This window comes from Mycolicibacterium arenosum (genome assembly GCF_024320865.1).
GTDB classification, from domain to species: Bacteria; Actinomycetota; Actinomycetes; order Mycobacteriales; family Mycobacteriaceae; genus Mycobacterium; species Mycobacterium arenosum.
The window spans coordinates 310,742-326,352 of record NZ_JANDBD010000005.1; the positions used below are offsets into that span (position 1 = coordinate 310,742).

Annotated in this window: 14 protein-coding genes; 3 read left to right on the forward strand and 11 right to left on the reverse strand. The window is 68.0% G+C overall.

All coding sequences use genetic code 11. The features are described from left to right. Window positions 1–142: 142 nt before the first annotated feature. The 9 genes from NM203_RS14785 to iolC all read right to left on the reverse strand — a co-directional run bounded on the left by NM203_RS14785 (window position 143) and on the right by iolC (window position 10,759). On the reverse strand, window positions 143–1,564 hold the full coding sequence (locus NM203_RS14785; RefSeq protein WP_255060737.1) for an MFS transporter: 1,422 nt from the start codon (window positions 1,562–1,564) through the stop codon (window positions 143–145). Window positions 1,565–1,659: 95 nt separating this feature from the next. Continuing rightward, a complete protein-coding gene (locus NM203_RS14790; RefSeq protein ID WP_255060738.1) occupies window positions 1,660–3,162 on the reverse strand; it encodes a CoA-acylating methylmalonate-semialdehyde dehydrogenase in 1,503 nt (500 codons plus the stop codon). A 7-nt stretch (window positions 3,163–3,169) separates the two neighbouring features. Then, window positions 3,170–4,045 carry a sugar phosphate isomerase/epimerase family protein gene (locus NM203_RS14795; protein WP_255060739.1) on the reverse strand — a complete coding sequence of 292 codons (876 nt, stop codon included), beginning with the start codon at window positions 4,043–4,045 and terminating at the stop codon, window positions 3,170–3,172. Window positions 4,046–4,047: 2 nt separating this feature from the next. Next, window positions 4,048–5,079 carry a Gfo/Idh/MocA family protein gene (locus NM203_RS14800; protein WP_255060740.1) on the reverse strand — a complete coding sequence of 344 codons (1,032 nt, stop codon included), beginning with the start codon at window positions 5,077–5,079 and terminating at the stop codon, window positions 4,048–4,050. A gap of 14 nt (window positions 5,080–5,093) precedes the next feature. Then, complete coding sequence (locus NM203_RS14805) at window positions 5,094–6,014, reverse strand: sugar phosphate isomerase/epimerase family protein (protein WP_255060741.1); 921 nt, start codon at window positions 6,012–6,014, stop codon at window positions 5,094–5,096. Window positions 6,015–6,028: 14 nt separating this feature from the next. Further along, complete coding sequence (iolD, locus tag NM203_RS14810) at window positions 6,029–7,978, reverse strand: 3D-(3,5/4)-trihydroxycyclohexane-1,2-dione acylhydrolase (decyclizing) (protein WP_255060742.1); 1,950 nt, start codon at window positions 7,976–7,978, stop codon at window positions 6,029–6,031. Window positions 7,979–7,980: 2 nt separating this feature from the next. After that, complete coding sequence (gene iolB, locus NM203_RS14815) at window positions 7,981–8,847, reverse strand: 5-deoxy-glucuronate isomerase (RefSeq protein ID WP_255060744.1); 867 nt, start codon at window positions 8,845–8,847, stop codon at window positions 7,981–7,983. Window positions 8,848–8,877: 30 nt separating this feature from the next. Next, a complete protein-coding gene (locus tag NM203_RS14820) occupies window positions 8,878–9,780 on the reverse strand; it encodes a Cgl0159 family (beta/alpha)8-fold protein (RefSeq protein WP_255060745.1) in 903 nt (300 codons plus the stop codon). Next, complete coding sequence (gene iolC / locus NM203_RS14825; protein WP_255060746.1) at window positions 9,773–10,759, reverse strand: 5-dehydro-2-deoxygluconokinase; 987 nt, start codon at window positions 10,757–10,759, stop codon at window positions 9,773–9,775. Before iolC ends, NM203_RS14820 begins: the two co-directional genes overlap by 8 nt. A gap of 150 nt (window positions 10,760–10,909) precedes the next feature. On the opposite strand from iolC, the gene NM203_RS14830 reads away from it, so the two are divergent. Beyond that, window positions 10,910–11,647, forward strand: a complete 738-nt coding sequence (locus NM203_RS14830; protein ID WP_308212831.1) for a GntR family transcriptional regulator — start codon at window positions 10,910–10,912, stop codon at window positions 11,645–11,647. A 9-nt stretch (window positions 11,648–11,656) separates the two neighbouring features. Here NM203_RS14830 and NM203_RS14835 read toward each other — a convergent pair whose 3' ends face one another. Beyond that, window positions 11,657–12,397, reverse strand: coding sequence for a TIM barrel protein (locus NM203_RS14835; protein ID WP_255060860.1), 741 nt, complete (start codon window positions 12,395–12,397; stop codon window positions 11,657–11,659). 20 nt (window positions 12,398–12,417) lie between these two features. Continuing rightward, window positions 12,418–13,389: a Gfo/Idh/MocA family oxidoreductase gene (locus NM203_RS14840; RefSeq protein ID WP_255060748.1), complete on the reverse strand. Its 972-nt coding sequence runs from the start codon at window positions 13,387–13,389 to the stop codon at window positions 12,418–12,420. Between the two features lie 94 nt (window positions 13,390–13,483). Between NM203_RS14840 and NM203_RS14845 the strand changes: the two genes are divergently transcribed. After that, on the forward strand, window positions 13,484–14,494 hold the full coding sequence (locus tag NM203_RS14845) for a LacI family DNA-binding transcriptional regulator (protein WP_255060749.1): 1,011 nt from the start codon (window positions 13,484–13,486) through the stop codon (window positions 14,492–14,494). A gap of 122 nt (window positions 14,495–14,616) precedes the next feature. Continuing rightward, window positions 14,617–15,606 carry a substrate-binding domain-containing protein gene (locus NM203_RS14850; RefSeq protein ID WP_255060750.1) on the forward strand — a complete coding sequence of 330 codons (990 nt, stop codon included), beginning with the start codon at window positions 14,617–14,619 and terminating at the stop codon, window positions 15,604–15,606. Window positions 15,607–15,611: the final 5 nt, after the last annotated feature.

The following is a 15,611-nucleotide window of genomic DNA, read 5'->3' on the forward strand; positions in this document are numbered from 1 at the left end:
CCTCCGGGGGTAGGCGCAAATCCCAGAGGTCCGGAGGATCGGCGGATGCCAGCGCGATCAGTGTAGGCGCATAACGCGGATTACCTGCTTTCTCGGCCGGCATTCGCTCGCCCTGGGCCCCGTTTCGCCTGCGATCGTGGGGTCAGTCCGCCGGCTGAACGCGGGTCCGCGGCATGGCGACCACCGCGATCGCGGTGGCGACCGCGACGACGAGCACGCCGGTGAAGACGGCTGCGCTGCCGGCCTGGATGGCCGCTGGACCGATGGAGTGCACGTCGCCCGGTCCGAAGATCGAGTTGGCGATCGCGCCGAAGATCGCGACCCCCACCGCGCTGCCGAGCGAACGGGCGAACATGTTGTTGCCTGTCACGACGCCGCGTTCGTCCCATTCGACGCTCGATTGCGCGGCGATGAGCGTCGGCACGGCCAGCAATCCCATACCGGCGCCGATCACCAGGCACGCCGACGCCACGACGGCGACGTCGGGCCGGTGCGCGACGGCCACCAGCAACGACGATCCCGTGATCACCAACGCCGCCCCCGCAAGCGCGGTGCTCCTGAATCCCCAGCGCAGGTACAGCCGCCCCGCGATCGCCGCGGTCGCGGGCCACCCGAGCGTCAGCGCGGCCAGTGCGAGTCCCGCGGTGATCGGGCTGACGCGCAGCGCACCTTCCAGATACGTGGGCACGTAGGACGTCAGCCCCATGAGAATCGCCCCGACGCCGAACCCGACCACAGTCGTTGCGCACAACAGTCGGCGCGAGAACACCCACAGCGGCAGGACGGGTTCGGCGGCTCTGCGCTCGACGACGACGAAGACCGCCAGCAGCACGATGCCCGAGGCGAAACAGGAGATGCTCGGAACCGAACCCCACGCCCAGCTCTGGCCGCCGCCGAGCACACCGAGGACGAGAGCGGTCAGCGCGCCACCCAGCACCACCGCTCCGAGCGTGTCGACGGATCGGTGACCGTGGGTGACCGTCTCGTCGAAGTGCCTGTTGAACATCCAGGCGGCCAGTAGGCAGAGCGGGATGTTGATCAGGAACACGCCGCGCCAGATGCCGAGTTGCGCGAAGACCCCACCGAGCAGCGGTCCGACCACCGACGACACCGCCCACACGCTCGCCAGGTAGCCCTGCACCCGTGCCCGTTCGGCCAAGGTGTAGATGTCGCCGACGATCGTCATCGCCGTCGGCTGGACGGCGCCCGCGCCGAGCCCCTGGACGGCCCGGAAGACGATCAAGGCGAACATGTTCCACGCCACCGCGCACAGGATGGACCCCAGCAGGAACAGGGCGATACCGAGGAGCAGGATCGGCTTGCGGCCGAAGACGTCCGACAGTTTCGCGTAGATCGGCGTCGTCACGGCCTGACCCAGCAGGTACGCCGAGAACAGCCAGGGAAACTGCTGGAAGCCACCCAACTCGTCGACTATGGAGGGCACCGCCGTCGCGAGCACTGTCGCGTCGACGGCGACCAGGCCGGTACACAGCATGACCGAGATGAGGACCGGCCCGCGTTCGGAGCGAAATCCCACTGCGGTGTCGGGCGTGGTGGCACTCACTGGCGCCGAATCTACGCCTGCGTCCTGCGGGCCTCTCCGCTAGCGGGCGATCTGTGGAGTCCGAGTCGCGGTGTGCGCGTATCAGACTCCACAGATCACTGGCTTTCGGGGAAGCCGAGGTTGATGCCGCCGTGGCTGGGGTCGAGCCAACGCTGTGTGATGGCCTTCTGGCGGGTGAAGAACTGCACGCCGTCCATGCCGTGGGCGTGGCTGTCGCCGAACAGGGAGGCTTTCCAGCCGCCGAAGCTGTAGTAGGCCATGGGGACGGGGATGGGGACGTTGATGCCGACCATGCCGACTTCGACTTCGTTCTGGAAGCGTCGGGCGGCGCCGCCGTCGTTGGTGAAGATGGCGGTGCCGTTGCCGTAGGGGTTGGTGTTGATCAGTTCCAGGGCGTGGTCGTAGGTCTCGACGCGTAGCACTGAGAGGACGGGGCCGAAGATCTCGTCGGTGTAGACGCTCATGTCGGGGGTGACCTGATCGAGCAGGGTGGGGCCCAGCCAGAAGCCGCTGGAATCCCTGTCGGCGCCGTCTCCTGAGATGGTGCGGCCGTCGACGACGACTTTGGCGCCGTCGGTTTCGCCGGCGTCGATGTAGGAGGCGACCTTGTCGCGGTGGGCTTTGGTGACCAGGGGGCCCATGTCGGAGTCCTTGGTGCCGTCGCCGATTTTCAGTGGTGTGGTGCGTTCGGCGATCTTGGCGACGAGGTCGTCGGCGATGGGGCCGACGGCCACGCAGGCGCTGATGGCCATGCAGCGTTCCCCGGCGGAGCCGAAGCCGGCGTTGACCATGGCGTCGGCGGCCAGGTCGAGGTCGGCGTCGGGCAGGACCACGGCGTGGTTCTTGGCCCCGCCGAGGGCTTGCACGCGTTTGCCCGCCGCGGTGGCGGTGGCGTAGACGTACTGCGCGATCGGGGTCGAGCCCACGAAGCTGATCGACTTGATCTTGGGGTTGGTCAGCAGTTCGTCGACGGCGGTCTTGTCGCCCTGCAGGACGTTGAACACCCCGTCGGGCAGGCCGGCGTCCTTCCACAGGTTCGCGATCCACAACGACGCGGTCGGGTCCTTCTCCGAGGGTTTGAGCACCACGGTGTTGCCGCAGGCGATCGCCACGGGGAAGAACCACATGGGGACCATGGCCGGGAAGTTGAACGGGGAGATGATGCCGACCGGTCCCAGCGGCTGGCGGATCGAGTAGACGTCGACTTTGGTGGAGGCGTTCTCGGTGTAGCCGCCTTTGAGCAGATGCGGGATACCGCAGGCGAATTCGACGACTTCCTGGCCGCGGGCGACTTCGCCGAGGGCGTCGGAGACGACTTTGCCGTGCTCGCTGGTGATGATCTCGGCGAGTTCGCCCTTGCGGGTGTTGAGCAACTCGCGGAAGGTGAACAGGATCTGGGTGCGTTTGGCCAGCGAGGTGTCGCGCCAGGCGGGGAACGCCGCGGCGGCGGCGTCGATGACGTGGCGGGCGTCCTCGACGGTGGCGAGGGCGACCTGCCCGGTCACCTCGCCGCTGGCCGGGTTGGTCACCGGCGCCGTCGCGCTGCTCGAACCGTCGAAGGGGGCGTTATCAACCCAATGGGAAATCGTATTGCTCATGGTGCGATCACTTTCCGTACTTCGAGACGTACTCGGTCATGGTCTTCAGTTGGTAGCGGGACACGTCGTGCGCGGTCTCGTCTTCGGCGAAGACCGAGGACACCATGACGGTGTCGTCGCGGTCGTAGAAGCCGATGTCGGCCAGGCGGGAGAAGAACTCGTCCCAGTTGACGTCGCCATCGCCGATCTTGAGGTGCTGGTGCACCCGTACGGCGTTGCCCGGCGGATTGGTGATGTAGCGCAGGCCGTGGCTGCGGTGGTGGTCCATGGTGTCGGCGACGTGCACCAGGCGCAGTGTGTCGCCCGCGGCGGCGATGATCTCGGACATGTTGCCGCCCATGTGGAAGCTGTGGCAGGCGACGTACACCATGCCGATGTTGGGCGAGTTGACGCCGCGGATGATCCGCAGCGCCTCCATGCCGTCTTCGACGAAATCATCCGGGTGCGGGTCGATTCGGACGTCGATGCCCTCGCGCTCGAAGATCGGCACGAGTTCCTCCATGGAGCGGAAGAACGCGCGTTCGGACTCCTCGGGCTTCTCCGGGCGACCGGAGAACTCGGTGTTGATGACGTTCACCCCGAGGTCGACGGTGATCTGCACGACGCGCTTCCAATTCCGGACCGCGGCCTCGCGGGCGTCCTCGTCGGGACCCGACCAGCGCAGCACCGGCAGCACCGACGCGATGCCGACACCCGCGTCGGCGCACGCCGTGCGGAACTTCGCCACCAGAGCGTCGTCGGCGCGCGGGTGGTTGAAGAACGGAATGAAGTCCCGATGCGGAGTCAACTGCAGGTGCTCGTAGCCGAGTTCGGCCACCAGCTTCGGGAACTCGAGCAGCTCGTAGTCGTGGTGGAACGGGGTGGGATCCAACGCGATCTTCATCGTCAAGCCCTCGGAATCGTTCGGCGGTCGACCATCTGAACGTCCACGGGCTGGCCGCTGTGCAGCGACTCGACGCCGGCCTCGCACACCGCCGCCGCCGCGTAGCCGTCCCACGCGCTCGGACCGTCGGTGAAGTCACCCGTCGAACGGCCCCGGTGCACGGCGTCGACCCAGCGCTGGAACTCGGTGTCGTAGGCCTGCCCGAACCGCTCGCGGAAGCCCGGCGTGATGTCCCCGCCCCAGCTGCCGTCGCCGCGCTTGCGCACCAGCCCGACGTCGAGACCGATCATCGCGCTGCCCTTCTCGGCGACGACCTCGGTGCGCACCTCGTAGGCGACGCCGGTGGTGACGAACAGTTCCACGCCGACGTGCTTGCCCGACGTGGTGCGCATGATCGCGATCTGCGGATCCGCCAGGCCATGCGGGGCAGCGGGATTCGGCTGCGGCTTGATGATCTGGATCGAGGCGATCTCCTCGTCGAAGAGGAACCTGGTCACGTCGACCTCGTGGACCAGCGAGTCGCGCACTATCATGGCGCTGTCGAACGATGCGGGTACGGCGGGATTGCGGTGAACGCAGTGCAGTACGAGCGGAAGGCCGAGGTCGTCGCCGTCGAGAAGTGTCTTCAGCGCGGCGTATTCGTGATCGAAGCGGCGCATGAAACCGACCTGGATCAACCGGGTCGCGAGTTCGGCTTCGCGCTTGACGACCTCCAGTGACGTGGCGACATCTGTGGTCAAAGGCTTCTCGCACAGCACCGGTTTGGTGTGCTCGAGGCAGGCCAGCAGTTGCTTCTCGTGCGTGGGGCCCGGCGTGGCCAGCACGACGGCGTCGACATCCGGGTCGGCGATCGCATCGAGCGGATCGACGATAGCGCGGCATCCGTCGATGCCCGCCGCGATCTGCTCGGCCTTCTCGGTGACGTAGTCGTTGACGACCGTGACGCGGGCACCGGAGATCCGGCTGGTCAGCCTGGCCACGTGGTCGGCGCCCATGACGCCGACACCCAGCACGGCTACCCGAAGATCAGACATCGCTTTCGTTCTCCCTAGGTGAATCGGACGGACGGGACGCCACACGACCCCAGGTAGGACCGGGTGCGCTGGGCGATGGGCAGGGGAGCGTCGACCTCGCAGGGGTACATGTCCTGCTCGACGATCGCGAACACGTCGATACCGAGCTTCTCGATCTCGGCCAGCAGCGGCGGCATCTCCGGAATGCCGAGCGGTGGTTCGATCATCGCACCGAGCTTGACGGCCTCACCGAACGGCAGGTCCTCGGCCTCGACCCTGGCGCGCACCTCGGGATCGACCTGCTTGAGGTGCAGGTAGCCGATGCGCTCGGGGGCGCGGCGGATGATCGCGATGTTGTCGCCACCGCAGTAGCTGATGTGCCCGGTGTCCAGGCACAGGTTCACGAACTCGCCGTCAGTGCCGTCGAGGAAGCGGTACACGTTCTCCTCGGTGTCGACGTGGCTGTCGGCGTGCGGGTGGTATTGCGCACGCACGCCGTACTTCTCGAACATCGCCCTGCCCAGCTCGTTCATCCCGTGCGTCTTCTTGCGCCACTGTTCGGGCGTCAGGTTGCGGTCCTCGAGCACCGCGCCGGTCGCGGGGTCGCGCCACATCTCCGGGATGACGACGACGTGCTTGCCGCCGACCGCCGCGGTCAGCTTCGCGACGTCCTCGATCTGGCTCCAGACTGAGTTCCAATTCTCGGCCGCAGGAGCCCCGTCCCGATGCAGGTGCTCGAAGACCGTGCCCGCCGACAGCTTCAGATTGCGCTCGGCCAACTCGGCGGACAGCTTGGCCGGGTCGGTCGGCAGGTAGCCGAACGGTCCGAGCTCGATCCACTCGTACCCCGACGCGGCGACCTCGTCGAGGAACCGGGTGTACGGGGTCTGATTCGGATCGTCGGGGAACCACACACCCCACGAATCGGGGGCACTGCCAACGAGAATGCCGGGCATGGTCTTCGTGTCCTTCAGCTGTCGGTGGGTCGGATGAGGGGCCGCTGGATGGACTTCCAGTCGGCGTAGCGCCGGTAGGCCTGTTGTGTGGAGGCCAATGTCGATTCCTGGCTGACGGGAACGTCCCACCAGGACTCACTGTCCGGCGCGAAGATCATCGGGTCGGTCTCCACGTGGATGACCGTCGTACGGTCGCTGGCCTTGGCCACCTTGACGGCATCGCCGAACTCGGCCGCCGTGGCGACCCTGATGACGTCGGCTCCCAGGCTGGCCGCGTTGGCCGCCAAGTCCACCGGCAGCGTGTCGCCGTCGAGCCTGCCGTCCGCGCTGCGGTAACGATACGAGGTGCCGAACCGTTGTGACCCAAGCGATTCCGAGAGGCCGCCGATCGACGCGAACCCGTGGTTCTGGACCAGTACGACGATGACCTTCACGCCCTCCTGGACGGCGGTCACCAGTTCGGTGGCCATCATCAGGTAGGAGCCGTCGCCGACCATGACGAAGACGTCGCGGGTCTCGTCGGCCATCCGGACCCCGAGGCCGCCCGCGACCTCGTAGCCCATGCAGGAGTAGCCGTACTCGACGTGGTAGCCCTTGGGATCCCTGACCCGCCAGAGCTTGTGCAGATCGCCGGGCATCGATCCCGCTGCGCACACGACGACGTCGCGGGGGTCGCTGAGCGTGTTGGCCAGGCCGATGACCTGATTCTGATTGAGCGCGACCCCGTCCTCGACCGCGTAGGCCGCCGACACCGTGTCGTCCCACTCCGTGGCCAGCGCGGCGGTGCGGGCGAGGTAGTCGGTGTCGACCGTGTGGCCGTCGAGTGCGGTGCCCAGCGCTTCGATGGCCTCGCGCGCGTCGGACACGACGGACAACCCGCCCTGCTTGACCGAGTCGAGCGACGCGACGTTGATGTTGACGAACTTCACGTCGGGGTTGTTGAAGGCCGTCCGCGAGGCGCTGGTGAAATCGCTGTAGCGGGTGCCGATTCCGATGACAACGTCGGCTTCGGTCGCCAGTGCGTTGGCGGCGGTGGTTCCGGTCGAGCCGATCGCACCCATGCACTGCGGGTGGTCGTAGGGCAGCGCGCCCTTACCCGCCTGGCTCATGCCGACGGGAATGCCGGTCTGCGCGCAGAACTCGGCCAGCGCGTGTGTGGCGCCCGAGTAGACGACGCCGCCGCCTGCGACGATCAGCGGCGTGCGTGCCGTCCGGATGATCTCGGCGGCGCGGGCGATCACCGAGCGTTCCGGCAGCGGGCGGGCCACGTGCCAGGTGCGCTCTGCGAACAGCGATTCCGGCCAGTCGAAGGCCTCCGCCTGGACGTCCTGCGGGATCGCCACCGTTGCCGCGCCCGTTTCCACCGGGTCGGTGAGCACCCTCATCGCGCCGAGCAGCGCGGCGGGCAGCTGCTCGGGGCGCCACACTCGATCGAAGTACCGCGACAGCGGCTTGAACGCGTCGTTGACGGTGACGTCGCCGGACGACGGCAGCTCGAGTTCCTGCAGCACCGGTGAACTGGCGCGGGTGGCGAACGTGTCGGCGGGCAGCAGCAGGACGGGCAGCCGGTTGATGGTCGCCAGCGCCGCGCCGGTCAGCATGTTGGTGGCGCCGGGGCCGACGCTCGCCGTGACGGCCCAGGCCTGCAGTCGGTCCTTCTGCCGCGCGTACGCGACGGCGCTGTGCACCATGGCCTGCTCGTTGCGGCCCAGCACATAGGGGAGCAGGGGTGCCGTGCCCGCCTCGTGCGCGGTCACCTCGTCCTGAAGCAGCGCCTGGCCGAGGCCGGCGACGTTTCCGTGGCCGAAGATGCCGAAGCAGCCTGCGAAGAACTTGGTGCGCTCCCCGTCGCGCTCGACGTATTGGTTGCCGAGGAAGCGAATGGTGGCCTGTGCCACGGTGAGTCGGACGGTGGGCTCGGTGTCGGCCAGCTTCTCGGCCCGCTTCGGTGCGGTGGAGACCACTTTTACGCTCCTGTCTCGTGAAGGGGGAGGCGGGGATCCACCGCCTGGTCGTCCCAGGCGCCGCGCAGCCACGCGTGCTCCGGGTCGTCGACGATCTTCCAGGCTCGTTCGGCGCCCGGTCCCGCCATGACGTTGAGGTAGTACATGTGGTAGCCGGGAGCCGCGACCGACGGGCCGTGGTAGCCGTGCGGCACCAGGACGACGTCGCCGGTGCGCACCTCCTCGAGCACCTCGATCGGCCGGTCCGGCGTGCCGTAGACGCGGTGGTAACCGAAGCCCCTCGAACCGTCAGGACCGCCCTTGATCTCGAAGTAGTAGATCTCCTCGAGTTCGCTTTCGGTCGGCGTGTTCTCGTCGTGCTTGTGAGCGGGGTAGCTCGACCAGTTGCCGCCGGGGGTGATGACCTCGCAGGCGATCAACGAGTCGGCGTCGAAAACGCCTGCGGTGCCGAAGTTGTGCACCTGACGGCTGCAGTTGCCCGTACCGCGCAGCTCAACGGAGACGTCGGCTGCGGCGACGCGGCGGTTCGGGAAGGAGTTCTTCGCGCGGGCGCCGCAGATCGCGAAGCGGCCCCGACCCGAGATCACGTAGTCCTGGCCGATGCCCAGATACACCATGTCCGACGGGCCGTCGAAGACCGATGCGCGGGGTGCGAGTTCGAACGTCTCGTCCCCGGACTCGACGCTGCCGCCACCGGCCAGCGGCAGGATCATCACCTCGGTGTCGCCGGTGTGCAGCTCCAGGTGCGAAGTGTCATCCAATTCCACTACCTGCAGCGATGATTCGGTCCAGCCCGCCGATTCGGGCGTGACGTGCACCGTGTGGGGCAGCGTCGCGCTGCGGGCGGGGATGTAGAGCTTCGACTTCATAGGATCCCCCCGTCGCTTCGCTCGCCCATATCAGCGCACCATCGCAACGGCGGTGGCGACCGCGCCGGCGACGTCGTCGTCGGGCGGATAGAGCAGCGTGCGCCCGACGATCAGGCCCTTCACCGCGGGCAGTGCGAGCGCCTTCTCCCAACTGGCGAACGCCTCGTCGGGATCGGCGGGGTCACCGCCGAGGAGCAGCGTCGGCAGCGTCGTCGCCTCCATCACGCGCTCCATCTCGTCGACGACGGGCAGCTTCATCCACGTGTAGGCGGACGAGGCGCCGAGGCCCTGGCCGATGTGGATCGACTTGATGACGGCGTCGGGGGAGAGGTCGTTGCGGACCTTCCCGTTGACGCGCGACGACATGAACGGCTCCACCATCGCGATCAGGCCCCGCGAGGCGAGGTCGTCGACGGCCTTGGCGCACGCCGCCATCGTGGCAACGGTGCCGGGGTCGTCGAGGGCGATGCGGCACAGCATCTTTCCGCCGTTCATCTTCATCGCGGCGGTCGACGCGGCGGTGGCACCCGTCATGCGGTCGTCGAACTCGAACTCCGCTCCGGCCAGCCCGCCGCGGTTGAACGACGAGAACACGACCTTGTCCTCAAGGGCCCCGAGCAGTAGCAGATCGTCCAGAATGTCCGCGGTGGCGAGCACACCGTCGACGCCGGGATCGGCGAGGGCGGCGCGCAACCTGTCGAGCAGGTCACTGCGGCTGTTCATCGCGGTGGGGCGGTCGCCGACGCCGAGGGCGCCACGTGCCGGGTGGTCGGCGGCGACGATCATCAGCCGGCCGTCGCCGCGCACGGTGGGACGGGTTTTGCGCACGTGCCAGCGGCGGGCGATCGCGGCGGGGTCGCCCGCCCGCAGGTCGGTCACGTCGGCGTAGGTCTTGCAGAGTGCGGGCTGGTTGGCCTTGTGCTGCTCAGACATTGACGGCCTCCACGGCGGTCTGCTCGGCGAGATCGGCGACCTCGGCTGCGGTGGGCATGGCCGTCGAGCACTCCAGTCGCGACGCGACGATGGCGCCGGCGGCGTTGGCGTAGCGCAGCGTCTTCTCCAGCGGCCAGCCGCGGAGCAGTCCGTGAATGAGGCTGCCGCCGAACGCATCTCCCGCGCCGAGGCCGTTGATCACGTCGATCTCGTTCGGCGGGACGGTGACCGAGCTGTGCTTGGTCTTCCCGAGCACGCCGCGCGGACCCTGCTTGACGATCGCCAGTTCGATACCGAGGTCGAGCAGCGCGTCGGCCGCCCTGTGCGGGCTCGTCTCACCGACGGCGATCTCGCACTCCTCGCGGTTGCCGACCGCGACCGTGACGTGGCCGAGCGCGCGCTGTACCTGCTCGGTGGCCGCGGCGGGGGACTCCCAGAACATCGGCCGGTAGTCGAGGTCGAGCACCGTCAGCGGTTGCCGAGCGCGTGCCTCCCAGGCCGCGAAATGCGCGCTGCGGCTCGGCTCCTCGGACAGGCCGGTAACCGTCGACCAGTAGAGACGGGCGTTGCGGACCGCATCGGTGTCGAGTTCGCTCGGCTCGATCTGCAGGTCGGGCGCCGACGGCTTGCGGTAGAAGTACAGCGGGAAGTGGTCGGGCGGAAAGATCTCGCAGAACGTGACGGGCGTGGGGTACTCGTCGTGTGTCGCCACGAAGCGGTCGTCCACCCCGAGGCGGGCCAGTTCGCCGCGGACGTAGCGGCCGAACGGGTCGGCGCCGACGCCGGTGATCAGCGCGGTGCTGTTCCCCAGCCGCGCTGCGGCGACGGCGACGTTGGCCGCACTGCCGCCGAGGAACTTCCCAAAGGACTCAACGTCTTCGAGCCCGACGCCGGTCTGCAGCGGGTAGACGTCGACGCCGCTGCGCCCGATGGCGATGACGTCGAACGGTTCCGTGCTGGTCGGTCTTTCCAAGGACACAGTGGCTCCCGAATAGGTGGGCGGGCTTGTCTCCTAAGACTGTGCCCCGCATCACTCACTGCTGTCAATAGTTTGTCCTGACATTCTAACTTTCGGTCAAGCCGGTGCTAGGCTTCAGCTACTCTTCCTGAGCAACCGGCCGAGATCGGAGTGGACGTGCCTCTAGCCGTTGAGCTCGACAGGTCCAGCCCTGTCCCTCTCTACTATCAGCTCGCCCAGGCCATCGAGGCCGCGATCCGCAACGGTGAGCTCGCCCCCGGTGACCGATTCGAGAACGAACTCGCGCTCGCCAGCAGGCTCGCGCTGTCGCGGCCGACGACGCGGAGGGCCATTCAGGAACTCGTCGACAAGGGCATGCTGGTGCGCAAGCGCGGCGTCGGCACCCAGGTGGTGCAGAACCCCGTGCACCGCAGGGTCGAGCTCACCAGCCTCTTCGACGACCTGGCGAAGTCCGGTCAGGAGCCGACGACTCAGCTGCTCGAGTACCACACCGGCGTCGCCGACGAGGAGATCGCGGCTGAGCTCAACCTCGCCAAGGACCACGAGATCGTCACCATCCAGCGGCTCCGCTGCGCGAACGGTGAGCCGCTCGCTGTCATGACCAACTACCTGCCCGTCGAGATCGCGCCCGACGCCGAGGAACTCGAGGCCAGTGGCCTCTACCAGGCGCTGCGCGGACGCGGTGTGCACATCCGGCTGGCCCGGCAGCGCATCGGTGCCCGGCCCGCGAACCGCAACGAGGCGCGACTGCTCGACGAGAAGGCGGGCGCTCCGCTGCTGACCATGAGCCGGACGGCCTTCGACGACTCCGGGCGGGCCGTCGAGTTCGGCAGTCACTGCTATCGCGCGTCGCGGTACTACTTCGAGACGACGCTCGTCGACCGCTAGCAGGTGGACTCAGGAGAAGGCCGAGCGGAACGCCTCCAGGGCCGCGGTGCTGTCGCCGGACGCGTACGCCTCCAGCCCGACGGTCCCCTCGTACCCGATGTCGCGCAACGCCGCCGCAATGGCCGGGTAGTGGATCTCGCCCGAACCCGGCTCGCAGCGGCCGGGCACGTCGGCGACCTGGATCTCGCCGATCGCGTCGCCGCACCGACGGACCAACTCGACGAGATTCCCCTCGCCGATCTGGGCGTGATAGAGGTCCAGCATCATCTTCACGTTCGGATGGCCGACGCCTTCGACGAGTGCCAGCGTGTCCTTCGCGCGCGCCAGCGGTACGCCGGGATGGTCGACGAGCGTGTTGAGGTTCTCGACGCAGAAGGTCACGCCGGCAGCGGCGCCGCGCTCGCCGATGCGTTGCAGGGCCCGCGCCGCGGTCAGCCACATCTCGCCGGTGGCGCGTTGCCGAGGTCGCGCGGCCCGGCCGTCGACGAGCTCCGCAGTGTGCAGGTTGAGGCGCGGAACACCCAGTGTCTCAGCGGCTTCGATGCTGAGCTCCGCGGTGCGGACCACCTCGTCGGCTCCCTCGCGGTCGATGAGATCACCGCTCAGGTATCCGGTCATGGATGAGAACCGTGCGCCTGTAGCGGCGAGAGCCTTGAGATCCTTATCGTGCCAACTCCAGATCTCGACGTCGAAGCCGAGTTCGTCGATGCGCGTGACGCGGTCGAGGAGCGGCAACTCGGTGAACACCATCTCCGAGCACACGGCGAGCCTCACGCGGGCACCCGATTCAACATGACGGGGGCCTTCGTCTCGATGGATTCCCTTGCTGCCAGCGCGATCTCGAGGGCCACGCGGGCGTCGAATCCGCTGACCGAGGGCTCGGAGCCCGCCAGCACGCGAGCGGCGAAGTCCGCGAACTGCGCAGTGTACGCGTCGGCGAACAGTTCGGTGTTGACGCGGCCGGCCTGCGCGGGGGCGAGACCGGCCTGCAGTACGCCACCGGAGCCGAAGACCTCGCCGCGGATGTCGTAGCCGTAGACGGCCTGGAAGCTGGCTTCGGCAACGGCGAACGCGCCGTTGTCGAAGCGCATCTGGACGACCGAGGTGTCGAGGAAGCCCTGTTCGGCGAACTGCGGGTGGACGAGCGCGTCGGCTTGCGCGTACACCTCGGTGACTCGCGCGCCGGGGTTCAGCCAGCACAGCGTGTCGAAGTCGTGGATCAACGTCTCGTTGAAGATCGTCCACGGCTTGACGCGCGCCGCGACGTCGACCGAGATGCCGGGGTCGCGGGTCAGCGAACGCAGCAGTTGCGGCGTGCCGACGGCTCCGGCGTCGATACCGTCCCGCATGGCCGCGAAGTCCTCGGCGAACCGTCGGTTGAAGCCGACCTGCAGCGCGACCCCTGCGGTCCGCGCCGCGGCGATTGCCCGATCGGCGTCGGCCAGGGTCAGGGCCATCGGTTTCTCACAGAACACGTGCTTGCCCGCCTGCGCCGCGGCGACCACCAGGTCGGTGTGGCTGGTGGCTGGGGAGCAAATGGCCACGGCTTCGACGTCGGGATCGGCGATCAACTCCAGTGGTTCCCGATACACCCGCTGGCCCGGAAATCGTTCGGCGGCATCGGGAACGGGATCGGCGACGGCGACCAGCCGGGTGTTCGGCAGGCGCGAGGCCAGCGTCTCGGCATGGAAGCTGCCGATCCATCCGGCTCCGATGAGGCCGAAGGCCAACGAGGTGGGCATGGAAGTCTCCGATCGACTAGAAGGTTCTAGTAACGGTAAGGCGAGATCGCGCGTTTCGTCAACGGGGTCGCTAGAACGTTCTAGGATCGGTCCTGTGCAACGCAGGCCGACGCTCGAGGATGTGGCTGCGCGTGCCGGCGTCTCCCGAGCGCTCGTCTCGATCGTGATGCGCGACGCGCCCGGTGCCGGCGTCCAGACGCGCGAGCGGGTGCGTCGGGCCGCCGACGAGCTCGGCTACCGTCCCGACCCCCGCGCACGTCGACTGCGACAGCACCGGACGAAGCTCATCGGCGTGACCTTCACCGTGGGTCAGGAGTTTCACGCGGACCTGGTCGACGGCCTCTACGTGGCCGCCGACGACCTCGGCTACGACGTGGTGCTGAGCGGGATCACGCCGCACCGCGACGAGCCCAGGGCCCTGCGCACGCTCATCGACGACCGGTGCGAGGGCCTCGTGCTGGTCGGGCCGGAGGCGCCGACCCGCCGGCTCCTGGAGTTGGCCGCGCGGGTGCCCGTCGTCGTGCTCGCCAGACGGGTGCGCGGGGTCGACGCCGTGCGCAGTGACGATGCCGCGGGCGCGGTACTCGGAGCAGACCATCTCATCGCACTGGGGCACCGCCGGATCGTGTATCTGGACGGAGGTCGAGCCCCCGGTGCGGCCGAACGGCTACGCGGTTACCGTCGGGCCGTCCGCGCCGCCGGGTTGCCCGAGCAGATCCGTCCCGGCGGTCTGACCGAGCGCGAGGGGGCGGCCGCGGCGACCGATCTGCTCGCTGAATCCGATTTGCCTACAGCGGTATTCGCGTTCAACGACAGATGCGCGCTCGGCGTCATCGACGTGTTGATACGGTCGGGAAGGAAAGTGCCGCAACATGTCTCGGTTGTCGGATTCGACGACAGCCCGCTGGCCGGCCTCGCCCACGTCGATCTGACGACTGTTCGCCAGGACTCCGCGGGCCTGGCCGGGGCCGCGATACACCGCCTGGTGGGGCGCCTCGATGAACCACCTGCCACCCCCGACGTACTGGATCTGGTGCGCGAACCGGCGCTGGTGGTCCGCGGGTCGACGAGTCCGCCGGGCCGGACTAATGACTTGCAGTCCTAATGTCAGGACAAAGTGTTGACTTTCGAGTGTGAGCCGTATTACATCTAGGTGCAGGCGTGTCGACGAGCACCGGCCCGAGGTCCGGGGGCAGTGGCACGGCGAACTGACGACGAGGAGAGACAATGGCGTTGAAGCGGCTTGCGGCGTTGGCCGGGGCGGGCGTAATGGCACTGGGGCTGGTGGCGTGTTCGTCCACCGGTGGCGCGCCCGAGGGGTCCGGCGACAGCGGGGGCGGTGGGACCGTCGACACGCCGCGCATCACCATCGCGATGATCACCCACGAGGTGCCCGGTGACTCGTTCTGGGATCTGATCCGCAAGGGCGCCGAGGCGGCGGCCAAGAAGGACAACGTGGAGCTGCGCTACTCCAACGATCCGGAGGCGCCCAACCAGGCCAACCTGGTTCAGGCCGCGATCGACAGCGGCGTGGACGGGATCGCCGTCACGCTCGCGAAGCCGGACGCCATGGCACCCGCGGTGAAGGCCGCCGAAGCCGCGGGCATCCCGGTGGTCGCGTTCAACTCCGGCTTCGATCAGTACAAGGGCATGGGAGTTCAGGAGTACTTCGGCCAGGACGAGAAGCTGGCCGGTATCGCCGCCGGCGAGCGCCTCAACGGGGAAGGCGCTCAGAAGGTCGTCTGCATCATCCAGGAGCAGGGCCAGGTGGCGCTCGAATCGCGCTGCGCCGGTGTGAAACAGGGCTTCAAGGGGTCGACCGAGATCCTCAACGTCAACAGCAAGGACATGCCGTCGGTCGAGGCGACGATCACCGCCAAGATGCAGCAGGACCCGACCGTCGACACATTCGTCGCGCTCGGTGCGCCGATCGCGCTGACGGCTGTGCAGTCCAAGAAGAACGCGGGCAGCGAGGCCGACATCGTCACCTTCGACACCAACGCCGCACTGGTCGACTCCATTCAGAACGGTGACGTGGTGTGGGCCGTGGATCAGCAGCCCTACCTGCAGGGCTACCTCGCCATCGACGCACTCTGGCTGTTCCTCAACAACAAGAACCTGATCGGTGGCGGTCAGCCCACGCTGACGGGTCCGTCGTTCATCGACAAGTCCAACATCGACGCCGTGGCCGAACTGGCCAAGGCCGGAACTCGATAGCGTTG

What these genes read in the sequence shown, in the direction of transcription:
- NM203_RS14820 (WP_255060745.1), bottom strand. Translation starts at nt 9,780, where the DNA reads ATGTCTGAGCAGCACAAGGCCAACCAGCCCGCACTCTGCAAGACCTAC.
- NM203_RS14840 (WP_255060748.1), bottom strand. Translation starts at nt 13,389, where the DNA reads ATGCCCACCTCGTTGGCCTTCGGCCTCATCGGAGCCGGATGGATCGGC.
- NM203_RS14805 (WP_255060741.1), bottom strand. Translation starts at nt 6,014, where the DNA reads ATGCCCGGCATTCTCGTTGGCAGTGCCCCCGATTCGTGGGGTGTGTGG.
- NM203_RS14795 (WP_255060739.1), bottom strand. Translation starts at nt 4,045, where the DNA reads ATGAAGATCGCGTTGGATCCCACCCCGTTCCACCACGACTACGAGCTG.
- NM203_RS14790 (WP_255060738.1), bottom strand. Translation starts at nt 3,162, where the DNA reads ATGAGCAATACGATTTCCCATTGGGTTGATAACGCCCCCTTCGACGGT.
- NM203_RS14835 (WP_255060860.1), bottom strand. Translation starts at nt 12,397, where the DNA reads ATGGTGTTCACCGAGTTGCCGCTCCTCGACCGCGTCACGCGCATCGAC.
- NM203_RS14800 (WP_255060740.1), bottom strand. Translation starts at nt 5,079, where the DNA reads ATGTCTGATCTTCGGGTAGCCGTGCTGGGTGTCGGCGTCATGGGCGCC.
- iolB (WP_255060744.1), bottom strand. Translation starts at nt 8,847, where the DNA reads ATGAAGTCGAAGCTCTACATCCCCGCCCGCAGCGCGACGCTGCCCCAC.
- NM203_RS14850 (WP_255060750.1), top strand. Translation starts at nt 14,617, where the DNA reads ATGGCGTTGAAGCGGCTTGCGGCGTTGGCCGGGGCGGGCGTAATGGCA.